The sequence below is a fragment of the Actinomadura verrucosospora genome (assembly GCF_039540335.1).
In the GTDB taxonomy this organism is placed as follows: domain Bacteria; phylum Actinomycetota; class Actinomycetes; order Streptosporangiales; family Streptosporangiaceae; genus Spirillospora; species Spirillospora verrucosospora.
The window spans coordinates 1-17,841 of the sequence record NZ_BAABEV010000004.1; the positions used below are offsets into that span (position 1 = coordinate 1).

The window sequence follows — 17,841 nt, forward strand, 5'->3', positions numbered from 1 at the left end:
GTTGAGACGTTCGGTGGTTTTGGCGAGGGGGAAACACCCGGTCCCATCCCGAACCCGGAAGTTAAGCCCTTCAGCGCCGATGGTACTGCATGGGAGACCGTGTGGGAGAGTAGGACGCCGCCGGACACATATTAGGAAAGGGCCCCGCCGTCACGGCGGGGCCCTTTTCCATTTTCTGTCCCTGTGCGCTGTTAGCCTGCGCGCCATGGATCACCTGTTCGCCCGGTCTCTGGACGGGCGTCTCTGCGTCTACGAGGTCGACGCCGCCGCGGAAGGCCCCCTCCAGGCGGCCTGGTCCGTCGACGTCGGCGCCGGCCTGGACGTGAGCAGTCTCGCCGTCGCCCCTCTGGGCGACTCCCTCGTCTACGCGACGCAGCACGACATCGTCCGCCTGCGCCGCGACGGTGCCGAGCTGTGGCGATACGCGTTGCTGCCCAGGTCAGCGGAGAAGTACGGGCACAGGCCGACGGTCGCCTTCTCGCCGGACGGGACGCTCGTCTGGGTGTACCGGCCGGATGCGATGGCGGGCCGCGGAAGCCCCGACACCTGGGTGGTTCTCGACGCCGGGTCCGGAAAAGTCCGGGCGCAGGCCGATCTGGGGTCCTGCGGGCACGGCGGAGAGCACCTGCCACTGCCGGACGGGTCACGGATGCTGCTGGACGTGGGCGAGGGCCAGGACGGTGCGCTCGTCTTCGCCGGCTCCCTCAAGGGGGCGACGCTGGAAGTGGAGCAGTACCCGTGGGACGACCGGTGCGTCATGGCCCTGGCGCCGGGCGGCGGGCAGTTCATGAGCATCGACCACGGGCAGGCCGATGTGGCCTTCCACGAGTGTCCGAGCGGCGAGGTGGTGCTGAGCCTGCCGGTGGCGGCGTTCGGCCACGACCCCGAAACCGCGGCCTTCGAGTGGAGCGGCGGGTATCTGGACGCCGACACGGCCATCGTCACCATCGGCGGCGAGCGGGAAGAGGACGATGTGCCGGACGACGAACGGGAATGGCACGTCCACTACCGGATCGATCTGCGCACCGGGGGAGTGGTCGACCGGTTCGAGGCGCATTCCCGCCATTCTTACGATCTGGAGCCGCTGGGGGACGGTTCCTGGCTGACCTCGGATCCGGACGGTCGGCCCGTTCGTCGGGTCGACCGAGGAGCGGGCGGCGGCTGACGCCGATCCCGAGAAGGCGCCGTCCGGCCCACCGGCCGGCTGGCTCTCGGCCGGTGGGCGGTGTCGCGGTGAGGCGTCAGAACTCGTCGCCGGCGAGGACGGTGTCGGCGTCGACGATCCGGTACGCGTAGCCCTGCTCGGCCAGGAAGCGCTGCCGGTGGGCGGCGTAGTCCTGGTCGAGGGTGTCACGGGCCACGACGGCGTAGAAGCGCGCTCCCGCGCCGGACGCCTTGGGCCGCAGCAGGCGACCCAGCCGCTGCGCCTCCTCCTGCCGGGACCCGTAGGCGCCCGAGACCTGGACGGCGACGGACGCCTCGGGAAGGTCGATGGAGAAGTTCGCCACCTTGGAGACGACGAGAACGCTGATCTCTCCGCTGCGGAAGGCGTCGAACAGCCGCTCACGCTCGCGGATCCGGGTCTCGCCCTTGATGACCGGCGCGTCCAGGAGCGCGCCGAGCTCGTCCAGCTGGTCGATGTACTGGCCGATGACGAGGGTCTGCTCGCCGCGGTGCCGGTCGACGAGCGCCTGGATGAGCTTGGTCTTGGTGTCGGTCGTGGCGCAGAAGCGGTACCGCTCCTCGGGCTCGGCGGTCGCGTAGGCGAGGCGCTCGGAGTCGGTGAGGGTGACGCGGACCTCGACGCAGTCGGCGGGCGCGATCCAGCCCTGCGCCTCCATGTCCTTCCACGGCGCGTCGTACCGCTTGGGGCCGATGAGGGAGAACACGTCCCCCTCGCGGCCGTCCTCCCGGACGAGGGTGGCGGTGAGGCCGAGGCGGCGGCGGGCCTGGAGGTCGGCGGTCATCCGGAAGATCGGCGCGGGCAGCAGGTGGACCTCGTCGTAGACGACCAGGCCCCAGTCGCGGGCGTCGAAGAGCTCCAGGTGCGCGTAGGCGCCCTTCCTGCGCGTGGTCATGATCTGGTAGGTGGCGATGGTGACCGGCCGGATCTCCTTCTTGGTGCCGGTGTACTCGCCGATCTCGTCCTCGGTGAGGGACGTGCGGCGCAGCAGCTCCTGCTTCCACTGGTGCGCGGAGACGGTGTTGGTGACGAGGATCAGCGTGGTCGCCTGGGCGCGGGCCATGGCGGCGGCGCCGACGATCGTCTTGCCGGAGCCGCAGGGCAGGACGACGACGCCGGAGCCGCCGTGCCAGAACGCCGAGGCGGCCTCGCTCTGGTAGGAGCGCAGCTCCCAGCCGTCCTGGGCGAGGGAGATGGCGTGGGCCTCGCCGTCCACGTAGCCGGCGAGGTCCTCGGCGGGCCAGCCGAGCTTGAGCAGGGCCTGCTTGAGGGCGCCGCGCTCGCTCGGGTGGACGGCCACGGCGTCGTCGCCGACCCGGTCGCCGATCATGCCCTTGATCTTCTTGGCGCGCAGCACCTCCTCCAGGACCGACCGGTCGGAGGACGACAGGACGAGCCCGTTCACGGGGTCCTTCTCCAGCCGCAGCCGCCCGTACCGGGCCATGGTGTCGGCGACGTCCACGAGCAGGGCGTTCGGGACGGGGTAGCGGGAGAACCGGATGAGGGTGTCGACGACCTGCTCGGCGTCGTGGCCGGCGGCGCGCGCGTTCCACAGCGCGAGCGGCGTCACCCGGTAGGTGTGGACGTGCTCGGGCGCCCGTTCGAGCTCGGCGAACGGGGCGATCTCCTTGCGGCAGGCGTCGGCCAGGTCGTGGTCGACCTCCAGCAGCAGCGTCTTGTCGGACTGGACGATGAGCGGACCGTCGGTCAAAGCAGAAGCCCCCGTCGGGTTTCGGAAGATCGATGCCTCGTCCGGACACCGGCATCGCTGCCGCACGCTACCCGAGCGGCGACCGCACTTCGCGCGTTCCGGAGAGGACGGGGTCTTCAACGCCCCGGCCACCGCGTTTATTGCGCGCCGTCGTCCGGCGGCGCGGCGCGCGGCGGGTCAGATCCCCTCGGTGGAGCCGTAGTCGGGCTCGGACATGATGCCGAAGAGGACCCAGACGATCAGGAGGGCGATGCCGATGACGAGGGACGCGGCGAAGAGCGACCAGCTCCAGATCGTCAGTCTCCGGGCGGACTCCGGGTCGGTCTGGACGCGGCCGAGGGCGATCGCCGCGGTGATGACGCCGGGAATCGCCACGATGTTGCAGCACATGACGATCGCGACGGCGTTGCAGACGAGCGCGGCGATGGTGAAGCCGTTGCTCGTGGCCTGGTGGGGGACCCCCGGAGGCCCGTACCCGTAGCCGGGCTGGCCGTAGCCGTAGCCCTGCCCGTACGCGCCGCCCGTGTCCCACTGCCGGTTCCCGCCGTAGGGGTCGTCCCAGCCCGACGGCGGACGCCCTCCGTACCCGCTCATCGGGAGCCTCCCTCGCACCGTTCGCCCGGACACGCTATCCCGTCCGATGGGTTGTTGATTGGACCGTATGCGAGGTTCGCCGGTTCCCGTCGTTCGCGGCGTCCGGTTCCGGACATCGGCGGATCGCGCCGGGACGGCTCAGGAGGCGTCGTCGAGCTCGGAGACCCCGGTGATGCGGTGCAGCGCGAAGCGGTGCACGGCGGCGCGGGTCGCGTCGTAGCCGGTGAGGAAGCCGCCCTCGACGCGGACGGGTTCGACGATGCGGCTGGACGCCTGCCCCTGCTGGTCGAGGTAGCCGATCCACACGCGGCCGCCGCGCTCGACGGCGCCGCGCAGCCGCTCGACGGTGGCCATCGCGGGTGAGCGGGGCGGCTCGCCGGAGGGGGCCTGCCGGGCGTGCTCGGCGCCGTGCAGGGACGCCTCGTCGCCGGCGCGCAGCGCCCGCACGGCCGCGGAGATCATCGAGGCGTCGGTGCGGTCGTCGGGACGGAACCGGACGATCTCGGCGGTGGGCGGCGGGTCGGCGCGCTGCGCGTCCGGCCGGGTCACGATCACGCCGCCGCCGGGCGCCTCGGCGACCGGGGCGAGGCCCATGGCGCGCAGGCCGTCGAGCAGGTCGGCGCGCTGCAGCCCGGACGCCAGGACGGTCGGGGCGAGGCGGTACAGCCGCAGCGGCGCGGCGCGCCGGTCGGCGAGGATCTCGTCGAGGGTGGCGGGCGCGTCGGTCCGGACGTAGGACGACAGGGCGCCGACGCGCAGGTGCCCGTGGCGGCGGGCGACGTCGTCGATCAGGTAGAGGAGCGGCTGCGGGAGCGGGGTCGCCGAGTGCCGGGTCAGCAGGTCGGTGACGTCGGCGGCGGTCCGCCCCGCGTCCAGGGCCCGGCGGATCGACTCGGGGGTGAAGCGGTACACGGTGGCACCGCCGGTCGACTCGACGTCGGCGGCGAGGGCCAGCTCCCGGGCGAGCTCGGTGACCAGCGGGCCGGGCGCGACGGCGGTCAGGTCGGCCTGGACGAGGATCTCGTCGACGGGCTCCGGGAGGTACTTCTCCAGCGCGGGCTCGGGGTCGTCGCCGGCGAGCAGGTCGCGGCCGAACGGGGCCAGCTCGCCGAAGCCGGTGAGCCCGAGGGCGGCGGCCTCGCGGAGCGTCCAGCCGACGAGGCGGTCGCGGGCGGGCCCTCCGTGGCGGGGCCGCAGCCACGCCAGCCGCGCCAGGAGCGCGTCCTCGCCGACGACGACGCCGCGGCCCGCGCCGGCGAGGACGTCGAGGACGGCGCGGCGGGTGGACGGCGCGCTGCTGCGCACCATCGCCTCGCTGAGGGCGTTGATGAGCCGGTCGCGGTCGTCGCGGTCGCCGGCGAGCCCGGCGGCGCGGTCGGACTTCAGCCAGCCGCGGGCCAGCTCCGTCCAGCGCCCGGCGGTGTCGCGCATCAGCCACAGGTCGTAGGCGGGCGTGGGCAGCCACTCGCCGTCGAGGTCGCCGCTGCGGGTCAGCAGGCCCGCCGCGTAGGCGACCTCGACGAGCAGGGCCGCCTTCCACTCGGGGACGTCCAGGAGCGTCGCGGCGGCGCGCAGGTCGCGGACGGCGAGGCCGCCGCTGCGCAGGACGGGCGGCGGTTCCAGGCCCCAGCGCTCCAGCAGGTCCTCGATGAGCCGGACGGCGCCCGCGGCCTCGCCCGCCGCGGCGCGCACGACCACGTCCTCGCGGCGCGGTTCGGCCGCCGGGGCGAGCGGCGGCGGCTCGGCGGGGACGTCCCGGAACAGCCGCCCGCCGCGCAGGTGCAGGGCGACCTCGCGGGGCAGGGTGACCGTGCGGTCGTCCTCGGCGGCGAGGAGGCCGCGCGCCAGGAGCCGCTCGATGGGGGTGGTCGCGGTGTCGAGCCGGACGGGACGGCGCGCGTCGGCGACCCGCCCGACGGGAGGCCCCCACGCGAGCTGGTCGAGGGCGGCCCGCGCCTCGGGCCCGGCGTCCTCGATCAGGGCGGCGGGGTCGCTCAGCAGCTCGGCGAGCCGGGCGAGGAGGCGGCCGGAGTCGGCGAAGCCGCGCGGGGCCTCGCCGTCCAGGTCGGTGACCAGGTCGGTGAGCCGCTCGGCGGGGTAGCCCGCGAAGACCTCCCGGACGGGCGGCCCGAGCCCGGCCGGGTGCGGCAGGCTCTGCCGGACGCCGGGCGCCGTGGCCGGGGCGCCGTCCCCCCACGCCAGGCCGAACCGGCGGAGGGTGGCGAGCGCGCCCTCGGCCTGCCCGGGGGTGGCGTCGAGGGCGGCGGCGAGCGCGTCGGGCCCGGCCGGGGCGGGCAGGACGAGCAGGGCCTCCAGGACGGCGAGGGTGAAGCGGTCCAGGCGGTCGAGCGCGCGGGACACGGCGGCGGGCGTGGCGGCGCGGGCGGCGAGCGCGGTCAGGTCGGCGGGGACGGGGGCGAGCAGCTCGGGACGCGCGGCCAGCAGCGCGCGCAGTTCGTCGTCGCCGCGCGCGCGCAACCAGTCCGCATACGTTTCCATGCCGTTCCCCAACTTTAAGTCGCGTGCATGCCGCAGGCACGCGGGCCTCCAGGTTAGAGGCCCGCGCGAGGTGGGGAACGCCGGCCGGCCGCGATCAGGTGGCGGGCGTGCGGTCCAGATGCACCAGCCCGAGGCCGAGGCGCGCCCAGCTCTCCACGAACCGCTTCTCGTCGATGCGCGTCGGCGGCTCGTACATCGCCTCGTTCGCGAGCCAGTAGTTCACCACGGCGCCGCCGAGGATCGACGCGACCGCGGGCCAGTCCTCGTCGAAGCCCTCGAACTCGGGCTGCGCCGCCAGCCAGGTGGCGATGCCGTCGTACAGCGGGTTGACGATGCCCTCGCGCATCTCCGCCACCAGGTTCGGGAACTGGTCGAGGTCGCGGAACAGGACCCGGATGAGGTCCTGCTCCTCGCGCATCTTGGCGAGCCCGGCCTGGCACGTCATGCGCAGCCGGGTTTCGAGCGGGCGCTCCTCGAAGGCGGTGGACTGCGTGAGGACGTCGCTGATCTGCCGGCGGGTCCGCTCGATGTGCTCGCGGATGGCCGAGGAGAGCACCTCCTCCTTGGACCGGAAGTGCCGGTAGAGGCCGCCCGCGCCCGGGGACAGGCCGGCCGCGGCCTCGATCTCGGCGACCGACGTCGCCGCGTAGCCCCGGTCGGCGAACAGCCGGAGCGACTCGGCCACGATGCGGTCGCGCGTAGATGTCGTCATGGTGATGAATTCCCTCCGCAAGAACAGTAAGGCATGTTCACGCGGCCGGTCCCCCGCGTCGCGCGCGGCGCGCCCGAATCCGTGATGCCGCTCGCGGCGGGGTGCCCGCGGACTAGAGTTCCTTCGTCCGCGCCCCGTCGCCGGAAGGGGCGTCGTCGGAAAGGTCGGCGATGTTCAAGTCTCCGCGGAAGGCGGCCGACGGGGCCTTCCTGCCCGAGGACTTCGTGGTGCCCACGCTGGTGGCCGGGCCCGACTTCCAGATCCGTCCGATCACCGTGCACGACGTGGTCAAGGACTACGGCGCCGTGATCGGCAGCCTGGACCGGCTGGCCGGCCGGTTCGGGCCCGAGTGGGGCTGGCCCGACCGCGAGTTCACCTTCGAGCAGGCCCTGATCGACGTCGCGTGGCTGCAGAAGCAGGGGCAGCTGCGGCGCTCGTTCAGCTACGTCGTGATCACACCGGACGGGGAGAAGCAGCTCGGCCGCATCCACGTCGCCCCGTCGGACCGTCCCGGCTCGGACGCGGTGGTGGTGTTCTGGGTGCGCGCGGACGAGGAGAACTCCGTCCTGGAGAAGGAGCTGGAGGGGTTCGTCCGCGAATGGCTCAGCACGGCGTGGCCCTTCGACAAGGTCCGCTTCCCCGGCCGCGACTAGCCCGCTACCGGCCCAGGCGGCGGACGAGGCCGACGAGGATGCGGCCGACCACCAGGTAGACGAGGGCGGCCAGGCCGTAGTTGACGGCGAGCTCCACCTTGGGGTTCTCCGGCTGGAAGACGTCCCTGAACTGCCAGCACAGGTCGGTGGCCCGGTCCCCGAACCAGCGGACGAGGTCGTTGGAGGTGTTGGCCTCGAACGCGACGAAGACGATGTGCACGGCCAGGATCACCACCACGAGCGTGGTGGCGACGGAGACCGCCGCCGCGAGCAGGCCGGCGGCGCGGCGACGGGTCGCCGCGGCGGCGGGCAGCCGGCGGGCGCGCGGTGCGCGGTGGTCACCGCCCGGCTCGGTCTGGGTCCCTGCCATGTGCGGCCTCCTTCACCGGGCCGGGCCCGGGTCGTCCTTGGGGCGGGGGTGGTGCGTTCGTATGCTGCGTTTTCCCTGGTCAGGTGGTTTGTGGTCGAGGGCCCGGGTATATCCGAGACACGGTCCCGCGCTCTCCTACTCGGATCCCGTCGCATCGCCACTACCAGGAGAGCGCGGGTCCTTCCGTGTGTCCACCCCCTTACCCTGTGGACGTGCTCGATCTTTCCTCCTCCGCGCCGTCCCGCGACGGCCTCGCGATCGGTTTCGACCTCGACCTGACCCTCGCCGACACCCGCGCCGGGATCAGCGCCGTCTACGCGGCCCTGGCGGCGGAGACGGGCGTGCCGATCGACACCGCGCAGGTGGTGCGGCGCATCGGGCCCCCGCTGGAGGAGGAGCTGGCGTACTGGTTCCCGCCGGAGGAGGTGCCGGCGATGGCGGCGCGCTACCGGGCGATCTACGCCGACGTCGCGGTCCCGGCGACCGTGCTCATGCCGGGGGCCGCCGCCGCGCTGGAGGCGGTGCGGGCCCGCGGCGGGCGGGTGGTCGTCGTGTCGGGCAAGAACCAGGCCGACACCGAGCGGACCGTCCGGTTCCTCGGGCTGGCGGCGGACGCCGTGGTGGGCGGCCTGTTCGGCGCCGACAAGGGCGCCGCCCTGCGCGAGCACGGCGCCGGCGCCTACATCGGCGACCACACCGGCGACGTGGACGCCGCCCGGGCGGCCTCGGCGGTGGCGGTGGCCGTCGCGACCGGCGCGTACGACTCGGCGGCCCTCACCGCCTACGGCGCGGACGTCGTCCTGCCGGACCTGCTGGCGTTCCCCGGCTGGCTCGGCGGTTTCCCGGCGGGCTGACCCGCCCCCCGGCGGGCTGAGCTGCGCGGCGATATTCGGATGCCGTTCCGGGGCGGCCGGGATAGCGTCGATCGCGTTGCCCCGTAGGCCTCGCGGCGCCCCCGGCATGTTCACCGGCCCGCGGCGAGGCACTAATCTTGGGGTCGATTCAGGACGCTTACCGAACGAGGTCTCCGGTGCCGACTGGCAAGGTCAAGTGGTACGACTCCGACAAGGGGTTCGGCTTCCTCACCCGCGACGACGGCGGTGAGGTCTTCGTGCACTCGTCGGCGCTGCCGGACGGGGTCACGACCCTCAAGCCGGGCCAGCGCATCGAGTTCGGCGTGGTCGAGGGGCGCCGCGGTCAGCAGGCCCTGCAGGTGCGGGTGCTGGAGACGCTGCCGTCGGTGGAGAAGACCATCGCCAAGCAGCGGCGCAAGAAGCCCGACGAGATGGTCGTCATCACCGAGGACCTGATCAAGCTGCTGGACGGCATCTCCAACACCTACCGGCGGGGCAAGCACCCGGCCCCCGCGGAGGCCAAGAAGATCGCCATAGTGCTGCGCGCGGTCGCCGACGACCTGGCGCCCTGACCGTCCCCGCCCGCTCCCGGCCGTCCGGGCGCCTCGCGGCGCCGGAGGTCAGGCGCGCATCTCGTGGTGCGCGTCCTTGAGCGGGCCGGTGCGGTCGGGCCCGCCGGCCCGGCGCTGGACTCCGGCCTGCCGCAGCACCAGCAGCCCGGACGCGAGGGCCAGCGCCGCCGCGACGACCGCGAGCGCGAGCCGCCCGTCGGCGACGATCGACATGCCGAGGCCGAGCAGTCCGCCGAGGACCCAGCTGAGCTGGTGCAGGGTCTCCGAGACCGCGAAGGTGGACGAGCTCACCTCCTCGCCGATCTCGCGCTGCACGACCGCGTCCATGGACAGCTTGCCGAGCACCTGCCCGAGCCCGGCCGCGGTCGCCACGGCGAGGGCCGCCCACAGCCCGAAGAACGCGGCGCCCGCGGCGGTGACGCCGGTGACGCACGCCAGCGTCGCCGAGACGATGAACCGCGGCGCCCGCGCCTTCATCCAGGCGCCGAGCGCGGTGCCGATCAGCCCGCCCGCGCCCGCGCACGCCGCGAGCAGGCCGAGGGCGACGTGGTGCGACACCGGGTCGAACCGCTCCTGGCGCAGCAGGAACGCCAGATAGATGATCAGGAAGCCGGAGAACGCGCGCAGCACCGCGTTCGCCTGCATCGCCTCGGCGACGACCGGGCCGACGCGCGGCAGCGCCCGCCACGCGCGGCGCGGGGCGGCCTTCTCCGCCGCCGGTTCGGCCTCGGGGACGTCCACGTGCCGGGGCAGCCGTATGGTGAACACGGCGCCCAGCAGGAACAGGACCGTGCCGATGCGCAGCACCCAGCCCGGCCCGACCAGCACGGCGAGGCCGGCCCCGGCGGGCGCGGTGATCGACGCGGCGATGAGCCCGGCGAACGAGCAGCGCGCGTTCGCCGTCACCAGCGAGATCTCCTCGGGCAGGACGCGGGGGGTGACCGCGGCGCGCAGCACCCCGAAGGCCTTGGAGAGCACCAGCACGCCGAACGCGGCCGGCAGGAAGGTGACCTGGTCGCCGTGGGGCAGCGCGCTCGCCAGCGCCCAGCACAGCAGCGCCCGCATCACGAACGTGCTCGCGATCGCGTACCGGCGGACGTGCCTGGCCCGGTCCAGCGCGGGGCCGATCAGCGGTGCGACCAGCGCGAACGGCGCCATCGTGACGACGAGGTAGAGGGCGACCTGGCTGCGCGCCTGGTTGACGTCCAGGCCGAAGAACAGGGTTCCCGCGAGCGCGACGGTGACCAGCGCGTCCCCGGCGGAGTTGAACGCGCACGCCTCGATCAGGCTGCCGAGCCCGCTGCGGCCGGCGCCCTGGGCGTGGGTGACGCGGCGGGTGAGCCGTCCGGTCCCGAGCGCCGCCGAGCGCGCTGCGCGGCACGCCCGCGCCGCACCCCCGGCGACGGCGCGCGCGGACCGACCTGCCCGTGTCCGGTCTGCCATCCGCCCTGTTCTCTCCTCGCGGTCGTCCCGGCTCGGGGGCCGGGGGCGGCCATCGGAGTCCTCGACTGAGAGTACGTTCCCCGCTGGAATGAGGGATCACCTCGCGGACGGCGCCCGCCTTGTGCGGGCCACGTGCCCGCATGGGCGAGAATTGACATGTGAGCCCACAGCGCCAGTCCAGCCCCGCGCGCTCCGCCGCCGCGCGCACCACGTCCGGGGCCGCCCGCCGGTCCCGCACACCCGCCGTCGACTCCGCCTGCGCCGAGGCGGTCGACCTCGCCCGGGAGGCCGCCGAGGAGACCGCCGGCCAGACCCAGGTCGGCGAGCACCTCGGCCTGCGCGCCGAGGGCGACCGGGTGGTCACGCACTACTTCGTCTGCCTCGACCCCGCGTACACGGGCTGGCGGTGGGCCGTGACGGTGACCCGCGCGTCGCGCGCCAGGAACGTCACGGTCAGCGAGTGCGTCCTGCTCCCCGGCGACGACGCGCTCCTCGCGCCGCCGTGGGTGCCGTGGCTGGAGCGGCTGCGCCCGGGCGACCTCGGCCCCGGCGACCTGCTGCCGACCGCGCCCGACGACGTGCGGCTCGCGCCCGGCTTCACGCAGGTCGACGAGTCGACCGACCGCGAGACCCAGTGGGAGCTCGGCCTCGGGCGGGTGCGGGTGCTGTCGCGGGAGGGCCGCGACGAGGCCGCCGCCCGCTGGTACGACGGCGTCGCCGGGCCCCGCGCCCCGATCGCCGCGTCCGCCCCCGCCCAGTGCTCCACCTGCGGTTTCTACGTGGTGCTGGCGGGCGCGCTGCGGCAGGTGTTCGGCGTCTGCGCCAACGAGTACGCGCCCGACGACGGCCGCGTCGTCTCCGCCGACCACGGCTGCGGCGCGCACTCCGAGGCCGTCTCCCTCCCGGCGGTGTCCGAGCACAACCCGCCGGTCATCGACGAGCTCGGCTACGAGGTCGTCCCCACCGGCGGTGACGAGGACGCCGCGTCCCTCGACGACGAGGCGCTCGGCCACAGCTGATCCCATGGAGGACGTGTTCGGCGCGCGGGCGCTGCGAGAGCGGGTCCTGCGCGCCTGGGCCGAATCCCCGGCGCGCTTCCGCGAGGACGCCAACGCCGAGGAGGACCACGCCCTCGGCGGCTACCGCGACCGCGTCGTCATCGAGCTGGCGCAGAACGCCGCCGACGCCGCGCGGCGCGCCGCCGTGCCGGGCCGCCTCAGGCTGGCGCTGCGCACCGGCGGGGAGCCGCTGCTGACCGCGGCGAACACCGGGGCGCCGCTCGACGCCGCCGGGGTGGAGGCCCTCTCGACGCTGCGGGCCTCGGCCAAGCGCGACGAGCCGGCCGCCGCCGGCCGCTTCGGCGTCGGCTTCGCCGCCGTCGTCGCCGTGACCGACACCCCGGCCATCGCGTCCGGGACGGCGGGCGTCGAGTGGTCGCTGAGTCGGGCCCGGGACCTGGTCGAGGGGATTCCGGGGCTGGCCGGGGAGCTGGGGCGGCGCGGCGGGCACGTCCCGCTGCTGCGGCTGCCGTTCGCCCTGGACCGGCCGCCCGAGGTCCCGGCGGGCTTCGACAGCGTCGTGCGGCTGCCGCTGCGGGGCGAGGCGGTGGAGCCGGTCCGGCGGCAGCTCCGGCAGGTGGGGGCGGCGCTCATGCTGGCGCTGCCCGCGCTGGAGCACGTCGAGATCGACGTCGACGGGGACGTCCGGACGCTGACCGCCGAACGGCGCGCCCCGGGCGAGGTGATCATCGACGGCGGCCGGTGGCGGACGGTCGAGGCGCACGGGGAGATCCCCGCGGAGCTCCTGCGGGACCGTCCCGTGGAGGAGCGGGCCCGGCCGTTCTGGCAGGTGCGGTGGGCCCTGCCCGAGGACGGGCTCCCCGGCGACACGCCCGGCGTCCTGCACGCGCCCACGCCCAGCGACGAGCGCCTCGACCTGCCCGCGCTGCTCATCGCGTCCTTCCCGCTCGCGCCCGACCGGCGGCACGTCGCGCCGGGCGCGCTGGCCGACCTCCTCGCCGACCGGGCCGCCGAGGCCTACGTGCGGCTGCTGGCCGAGCTGCCCGTCTCCCCGAAGGTGCTGGAGCTCGTGCCGGGGCCGATCGCCGCCGGAGAGCTGGACGCGCGGATCCGGCGGGGGATCCGGGAGCGGCTCCCGGAGGCGCCCGTCCTGCCCCACCGGACCCGCGGGCGCGACGCGATCGCGGTGGACGCGCCCGCCGCGTTCGTCGACGTGCTCGGCGGCCGGGGCGCCGAGGAGGAGACGGACACCGTCGTGGGCGGCCTGCTGCCGCCGGAGTGGCCCGCGCGGAGCCCGGCGCTGGCGGCGCTCGGGGTGCGGCGGGTGGAACTGGCCGACGTGATCGACGAGCTGGCCGCTGTGGACCGGGAACCGGCGTGGTGGTACCGGGTGTACGACGCGCTCGCCGGGGCCGCCACCGACGCTCTGGGGGCCCTGCCGGTGCCGCTGGCGGGCGGGACGGGGCGCGTGGTGCGGGGGCCGCGCGGCCTGCTGATCGCGGACGGCGTGGATCCGGCGGGCCTGGAGGTGCTCGGGCTGCACTTCGTCCACCCGGACGCCGTGCACCCGCTCCTGGCGCGGCTCGGCGCGGTCGAGGCCGGGCCGCGGGCCGTGCTGGCGGACGCCGCCGTGCGGGCGGCCGTCGAGGAGTCCTTCGACGCCGACGATCCCGACGCGGTCGCCGAGGCCGTGCTGGGCCTGGTCGCGGCCGCGCACGCCGATCCCGGCGACGAGCCGTGGCTGGCCGAGCTGGCCCTGCCCGGCGAGGACGGCGAGCTCTACCCGGCGGGCGAGCTGCTGCTGCCGGAGAGCCCGCTGCGCGAGATCATGGCCGGCGACGCGCCGTTCGGCGTCGTGGACGCGGAGGTCCTGGAGCGGTGGGGCGCGGAGACGCTCACGGCCGCGGGCGTCCTGGACGGGTTCGCGATGGCCAGGGCCGAGGACGTCAACCTCACGGGCCTCGCCGACGAGGCCGAGAGCCTCGAACTCGACGACGAGGACCTATGGGCGGACGAGGTGCTGCGCCGGACCGGCGAGCAGGACCTCCCCCCGCTCGTCCCCGAGTTCGCGGCGGTCCGCGATCTCGAACTCGTCGACGACTGGGCGGCGGCGCTCAGGGTTCTCGCCGCCCCGCCGTGCCGGTCCGCGATCGTGGATCCCGCCCATGTCGCCCTGCACGACGGGCGGCGTGTCGTCGTCCCGTCCTACACGGCGTGGTGGCTGAGCCGCCGTCCCGTGCTGGACGGCCGCAGACCGGGCGAGTTCCGCCTGGGCGGCGACGAGGCGCTCGCAGGGCTCTACGACGTCGCGCCGCAGGGCCTCGACGAGCACTTCCTACTCGCCCTGGGCGTCCGCACGTCACTGGTGGAACTGCTCGATGAGCCCGGGGGCGCGCAGGAGCTGCTGGATCGCCTGGGCGATGCCCGGCGGCCGGTGGGACGGTCCCAGCTGGGCGGGCTCTGGACGGCGCTGGCCGACGCCCCGGACGCGGCCGTCGAGCCGCCCGAGCGCGTGCGGGCGGTCGTCGACGGCGACGTCGAGGTGGTCGACGCGGCGGACGCCCTCGTCCTCGACGGCCCCGACCTGCTCCCCCTCCTCGAAGGGCAGCCGCTCGTCATCGCCGGGGAGGGGCGCGACGCGCGCCTGGCCGAACTCCTGGACCTGCCGCTCGCCGGGGAGGAGATCCCGGGGCTCGTGGGGTCGGACGGCGAGAGGCGTCCCGTCCCGGAGGCCGTCAGGGCGGTGATGCCCGGCGCCCCCGCCGACTACGTCGCCCACGAGCGCCTCATCGTGGACGGCCAGGACGTCCCGTGGTGGACGAGGGACGGCGAGGTCCACGCGAGCGGCGTCGCCGGCCTGGCGCGGGCGCTCGCCTGGTCCACCGGGCACTGGGGCGACCGGCTCCTGCTGGAGGCCGTCCTGCGGGCCCCCGAGACCCTGCCCGTCCTGCTCGCCGAAGACGACCTGGAGGCCTAGGGAGCCCTAGGAGGGCGTCTCGCGCCTGGCGGCGCGCTCGGCCTCCTGCCGGGCGCGGCCGGCCTGGAGCCGGGGGACGTACCACATGGCGAAAAGCCCGATGCCGATGCCGGCGCCGCACACCCACAGCCACCAGCGGTCCTGCGACGGCAGCCCGACGATCAGCAGCACGGCGAGCGCCACCGCCCAGGCGGCCGTTCCGGCGGCCGCGATGCGGACGTCGTTGGTCTGCATCGGCGGCGGGTCCGGGCGGCGCGGAGGGCTCATGCGCTCAGGCTACGCGGCCCCGGCCCGCCAGTCCGCCGGTGACCATCGTGATGAGCAGCTCATAACTGCCCTCCAGGTCGGCGGGGAGCCCGAAGCCGCCCGCCGCCTCCAGGACGGCGAACCCGTGGACGGCCGAGCGCAGGCAGCGCGCAGCGTGGACGAGCTCCGGCCCCTCCAGGGCGTAGCCGCGCAGCGCCCCGTACAGGATGTTCAGCAGCCGCTCCGCGGCGTCGCCGGCCGAGCCGCCCTCCGGGTCCGCCGTCTGCTCCATCGCCCCGTAGCGGCCCGGATGCTCCACCACGTAGGCCCGGTAGGCGTACATCAGCGCCCGGACGGCGTCGTCGCCGGACCGTCCGAGCGCGGCCTCCCCGAGCCGTTCGGCGAGTTCCTCCAGGACGCGCGCGGTCACCAGGTGTCGCAACTCCGCGAGATTGCGGACATGCTTGTACAGGGAGGGCGTCGCGACCCCGGCCCTTCCCGCCACCGCCGCCAGCGTGAGGGCACCGGGGCCCTCGGCGTCCACGACGGCGACGGCGGCGTCCACGACCGCGTCGGGCGACAGTCCCGCACGGGGCATCGCGACCCTCCTCTATGTCTCTTTAGCTAACAGGCTAAGGAGCTTAGCGAAAGTGTCAAGTGGCGGCGTGGCAGCATGGGCAGCACAGGAGACCGAAGACGATGACATTGCCACCGATCCGGGGCCGCACGGCGTCCGCGCCCGGCCTGGCCGAGGAGCTGCGCATCTCGATCGCGCGGCTGTCGCGCCGGCTGCGCACGCTGCGGCCGTCCGCGGCGGGCGAGGGCGGTCCGAGCCCGCTGTCGCTCACGCAGTTCGCCGCGCTCGCCGCCATCGAGCGGCACGGGTCGATGACGCCGCGCGAGCTGGCCGACCACGAGAAGGTGCAGCCGCCCTCGATGACCCGCGTCATCGCCTACCTGGAGGAGCGGGGGCTCGTCGCGCGCAGCCCGCACCCGACCGACGGGCGCCAGGTCGTGCTGAACGCCACAGACGAGGGTGCCGCCCTGCTCGCCGACGAGCGCCGCCGCAAGGAGGCCTGGCTCGCCATGCGCCTCGGCGAGCTGACCGAGGAGGAGCGGGAGATCCTCCGCCGCGCCGCCCCCGTCATCGACAAGCTCAGCCGCTCCTGAAGCCGCCGTCAGGGGGCCGCGGGCGCCTGGATCGACTTGATCGGATTCGTTGGCGCTTGCCGGAATGCGGGCGGGTTGATTACCGTTAGCCTTGGTAATGACTTCTGCTAACGAAACCCCCGACGAACCCGAGGGGACCGCGACGCGCGGCGCCCGCGGGCGGCGAGCCGCACATCCGGCCCGGGCCGCCGCCCTCGCGAGCCCTGCCCGCTCCCGCCGTCGCCGCCCCGCCCCGCGTCCCGCCGCGCACGCGCCCGCCCGCCCCGCCGCGCGCCCGGACGCCGCCCCCTCCGCGGCCGCGACGGACCAGGCCGGAACGTTCCACGAGACCGTGGCGGACGTCCCGGAATCCGCGTCCGCACCCACCGTCGCCGGATCCTCGGAGCCCTCCGGACCGTCCGGACCCGCCGTCCCCGAGACCCCGGGCCCGGAACCGGCCGACCGCGACGAGGCGCCCGCCGAGGACCCCGGGGGCCGCGCCGGCATGTTCCGCTCGCTCCGCAACCACAACTTCCGCCTGTACACCGCGGGCCAGGTCGTCTCCAACACCGGGACGTGGATGCAGCGGATCGCGCAGGACTGGCTCGTCCTCGATCTCGCCCACGGCAGCGGCACCGCGCTCGGCATCACGACCGGCCTGCAGTTCCTGCCGATGCTGCTGTTCGGCCTCTGGGGCGGCGTCATCGCCGACCGCTACTCCAAGCGCCGCGTGCTGATGCTGACGCAGGTGTCGATGGGCGTGCTCGCGCTGGTCCTCGGCCTCCTCGCGATCTCCGGCACGGCGCAGGTGTGGCACGTGTACGTGCTGGCGTTCGGGCTCGGCGTCGCGACCGTCGTGGACAACCCGACCCGCCAGTCCTTCGTGGTCGAGATGGTCGGCAAGCGCGACCTGCCGAACGCGATCGCGCTGAACAGCGCCACCTTCAACGGCGCGCGGCTGCTCGGCCCCGCCGTCGCCGGGGTGCTGATCGCGCTGATCGGCACCGGCCCGGTCTTCCTGGTGAACGCCGCGTCGTTCGGCGCGGTCCTCTTCGGCATCTACGCCATGCGGACGGACGAGCTGAACCAGGCCGCCCCCGTCAAGCGCGCCAAGGGCCAGCTCCGCGAGGGGCTCCGCTACGTGCGCGGGCGCCGCGACCTGATGCTCGTGCTCATCCTCGTCGGGTTCCTCGCCACGTTCGGGATGAACTTCAACACCACGGTCGCGCTGGTGGCGAAGGAGGTCTTCCACACCGGAGCCTCCGCGTTCGGCCTCGCGTCCAGCATGCTGGCGCTCGGCGCGCTCAGCGGCGCCCTGCTGGCCGCCCGCAGGGTCGCCCGGCCCCGGCTGCGGCTGCTGGTGGCGATGGGCCTGGCGTTCGGGGCGCTGGAGGTCCTCACCGGCCTGATGCCCACGTACTGGTCGTTCCTGGCGCTGCTGGTGCCGACCGGGATCGCGATGATGACGATCATGACGGCGGCGAACGCGTCCGTGCAGCTCGGCGTCGCGCCCGAGATGCGCGGCCGCGTCATGGCCCTCTACATGCTGGTGTTCCTCGGGACGAACCCGCTGGGCGCGCCCGCGGTCGGCTGGCTGGCCGAGCACTTCGGCGCGCGGGCCTCCCTCGTCCTCGGCGGGCTGGTCTCCGCGGTCGCCGCCCTCGCGGTGGGCGCCCTGGCCCTGCGGTGGAGGACCGACGAGCAGCGGGCCGCGTCTTCGGGGCGCGGGACGGTGCGTCCCGCCCTCGCCCGGTTTCGCCGCGCCCGGGTCGCCGAGCGGTAAAGGGCTCGCACGGGCCCCATAAGACCGGCGCGGTACGGCGATTCGGTTGACCCTATTTGCGTGACAAGGAACGCCG

16 protein-coding genes and 1 rRNA gene are annotated in these 17,841 nt (G+C 74.7%); 9 read left to right on the plus strand and 8 right to left on the minus strand.

Annotated features, from left to right (window positions below; all coding sequences use genetic code 11):
- Positions 1–9 precede the first annotated feature (9 nt).
- Positions 10–126: ribosomal RNA gene (rrf, locus tag ABD944_RS05775) — 5S ribosomal RNA — on the plus strand.
- Between the two features lie 79 nt (positions 127–205).
- Entirely contained in the window at positions 206–1,165 is a 960-nt protein-coding gene (locus ABD944_RS05780; RefSeq protein ID WP_345173128.1) for a hypothetical protein, read from the plus strand.
- 76 nt (positions 1,166–1,241) lie between these two features.
- Here the strand turns inward: ABD944_RS05780 and ABD944_RS05785 are convergent, their stop codons facing one another.
- From ABD944_RS05785 to ABD944_RS05800, 4 genes are all read right to left on the minus strand, one after another.
- A complete protein-coding gene (locus ABD944_RS05785) occupies positions 1,242–2,894 on the minus strand; it encodes a DNA repair helicase XPB (RefSeq protein WP_345173129.1) in 1,653 nt (550 codons plus the stop codon).
- A 177-nt stretch (positions 2,895–3,071) separates the two neighbouring features.
- Positions 3,072–3,488, minus strand: coding sequence for a DUF4190 domain-containing protein (locus ABD944_RS05790; RefSeq protein ID WP_345173131.1), 417 nt, complete (start codon positions 3,486–3,488; stop codon positions 3,072–3,074).
- Positions 3,489–3,626: 138 nt separating this feature from the next.
- Complete coding sequence (locus ABD944_RS05795) at positions 3,627–5,987, minus strand: helicase-associated domain-containing protein (protein ID WP_345173132.1); 2,361 nt, start codon at positions 5,985–5,987, stop codon at positions 3,627–3,629.
- 94 nt (positions 5,988–6,081) lie between these two features.
- Complete coding sequence (locus ABD944_RS05800) at positions 6,082–6,699, minus strand: TetR/AcrR family transcriptional regulator (protein WP_345173134.1); 618 nt, start codon at positions 6,697–6,699, stop codon at positions 6,082–6,084.
- Positions 6,700–6,869: 170 nt separating this feature from the next.
- Between ABD944_RS05800 and ABD944_RS05805 the strand changes: the two genes are divergently transcribed.
- Positions 6,870–7,352 (plus strand): GNAT family N-acetyltransferase, encoded by a 483-nt coding sequence (locus tag ABD944_RS05805; RefSeq protein ID WP_345173135.1) that lies wholly within the window; start codon positions 6,870–6,872, stop codon positions 7,350–7,352.
- 4 nt (positions 7,353–7,356) lie between these two features.
- Here the strand turns inward: ABD944_RS05805 and ABD944_RS05810 are convergent, their stop codons facing one another.
- Positions 7,357–7,722, minus strand: a complete 366-nt coding sequence (locus ABD944_RS05810; protein WP_345173137.1) for a hypothetical protein — start codon at positions 7,720–7,722, stop codon at positions 7,357–7,359.
- A gap of 212 nt (positions 7,723–7,934) precedes the next feature.
- Between ABD944_RS05810 and ABD944_RS05815 the strand changes: the two genes are divergently transcribed.
- Both ABD944_RS05815 and ABD944_RS05820 read left to right on the plus strand, forming a co-directional pair.
- The gene (locus tag ABD944_RS05815; RefSeq protein WP_345173139.1) at positions 7,935–8,576 is read left to right on the plus strand and encodes an HAD family hydrolase; all 642 of its coding nucleotides are present in this window, start codon (positions 7,935–7,937) and stop codon (positions 8,574–8,576) included.
- Positions 8,577–8,752: 176 nt separating this feature from the next.
- Positions 8,753–9,148, plus strand: coding sequence for a cold-shock protein (locus ABD944_RS05820; RefSeq protein ID WP_345173141.1), 396 nt, complete (start codon positions 8,753–8,755; stop codon positions 9,146–9,148).
- Positions 9,149–9,196: 48 nt separating this feature from the next.
- On the opposite strand, the gene ABD944_RS05825 is transcribed toward ABD944_RS05820, so the two are convergent.
- Complete coding sequence (locus ABD944_RS05825; RefSeq protein WP_345173143.1) at positions 9,197–10,591, minus strand: MFS transporter; 1,395 nt, start codon at positions 10,589–10,591, stop codon at positions 9,197–9,199.
- A 158-nt stretch (positions 10,592–10,749) separates the two neighbouring features.
- Here ABD944_RS05825 and ABD944_RS05830 point away from each other — a divergent pair, with 158 nt between their 5' ends.
- Positions 10,750–11,610, plus strand: coding sequence for a DUF3027 domain-containing protein (locus ABD944_RS05830; protein WP_345173145.1), 861 nt, complete (start codon positions 10,750–10,752; stop codon positions 11,608–11,610).
- Between the two features lie 4 nt (positions 11,611–11,614).
- Entirely contained in the window at positions 11,615–14,587 is a 2,973-nt protein-coding gene (locus tag ABD944_RS05835; RefSeq protein WP_345173147.1) for a sacsin N-terminal ATP-binding-like domain-containing protein, read from the plus strand.
- Between the two features lie 6 nt (positions 14,588–14,593).
- Here ABD944_RS05835 and ABD944_RS05840 read toward each other — a convergent pair whose 3' ends face one another.
- Both ABD944_RS05840 and ABD944_RS05845 read right to left on the minus strand, forming a co-directional pair.
- Positions 14,594–14,854, minus strand: a complete 261-nt coding sequence (locus ABD944_RS05840) for a DUF2530 domain-containing protein (protein ID WP_345173149.1) — start codon at positions 14,852–14,854, stop codon at positions 14,594–14,596.
- A gap of 4 nt (positions 14,855–14,858) precedes the next feature.
- Positions 14,859–15,431 (minus strand): TetR-like C-terminal domain-containing protein, encoded by a 573-nt coding sequence (locus tag ABD944_RS05845; protein ID WP_345173151.1) that lies wholly within the window; start codon positions 15,429–15,431, stop codon positions 14,859–14,861.
- 101 nt (positions 15,432–15,532) lie between these two features.
- Here ABD944_RS05845 and ABD944_RS05850 point away from each other — a divergent pair, with 101 nt between their 5' ends.
- Positions 15,533–16,003: a MarR family transcriptional regulator gene (locus ABD944_RS05850; protein WP_345173153.1), complete on the plus strand. Its 471-nt coding sequence runs from the start codon at positions 15,533–15,535 to the stop codon at positions 16,001–16,003.
- Positions 16,004–16,487: 484 nt separating this feature from the next.
- Positions 16,488–17,765: an MFS transporter gene (locus ABD944_RS05855; protein WP_345173594.1), complete on the plus strand. Its 1,278-nt coding sequence runs from the start codon at positions 16,488–16,490 to the stop codon at positions 17,763–17,765.
- The last annotated feature ends 76 nt before the right edge of the window (positions 17,766–17,841 follow it).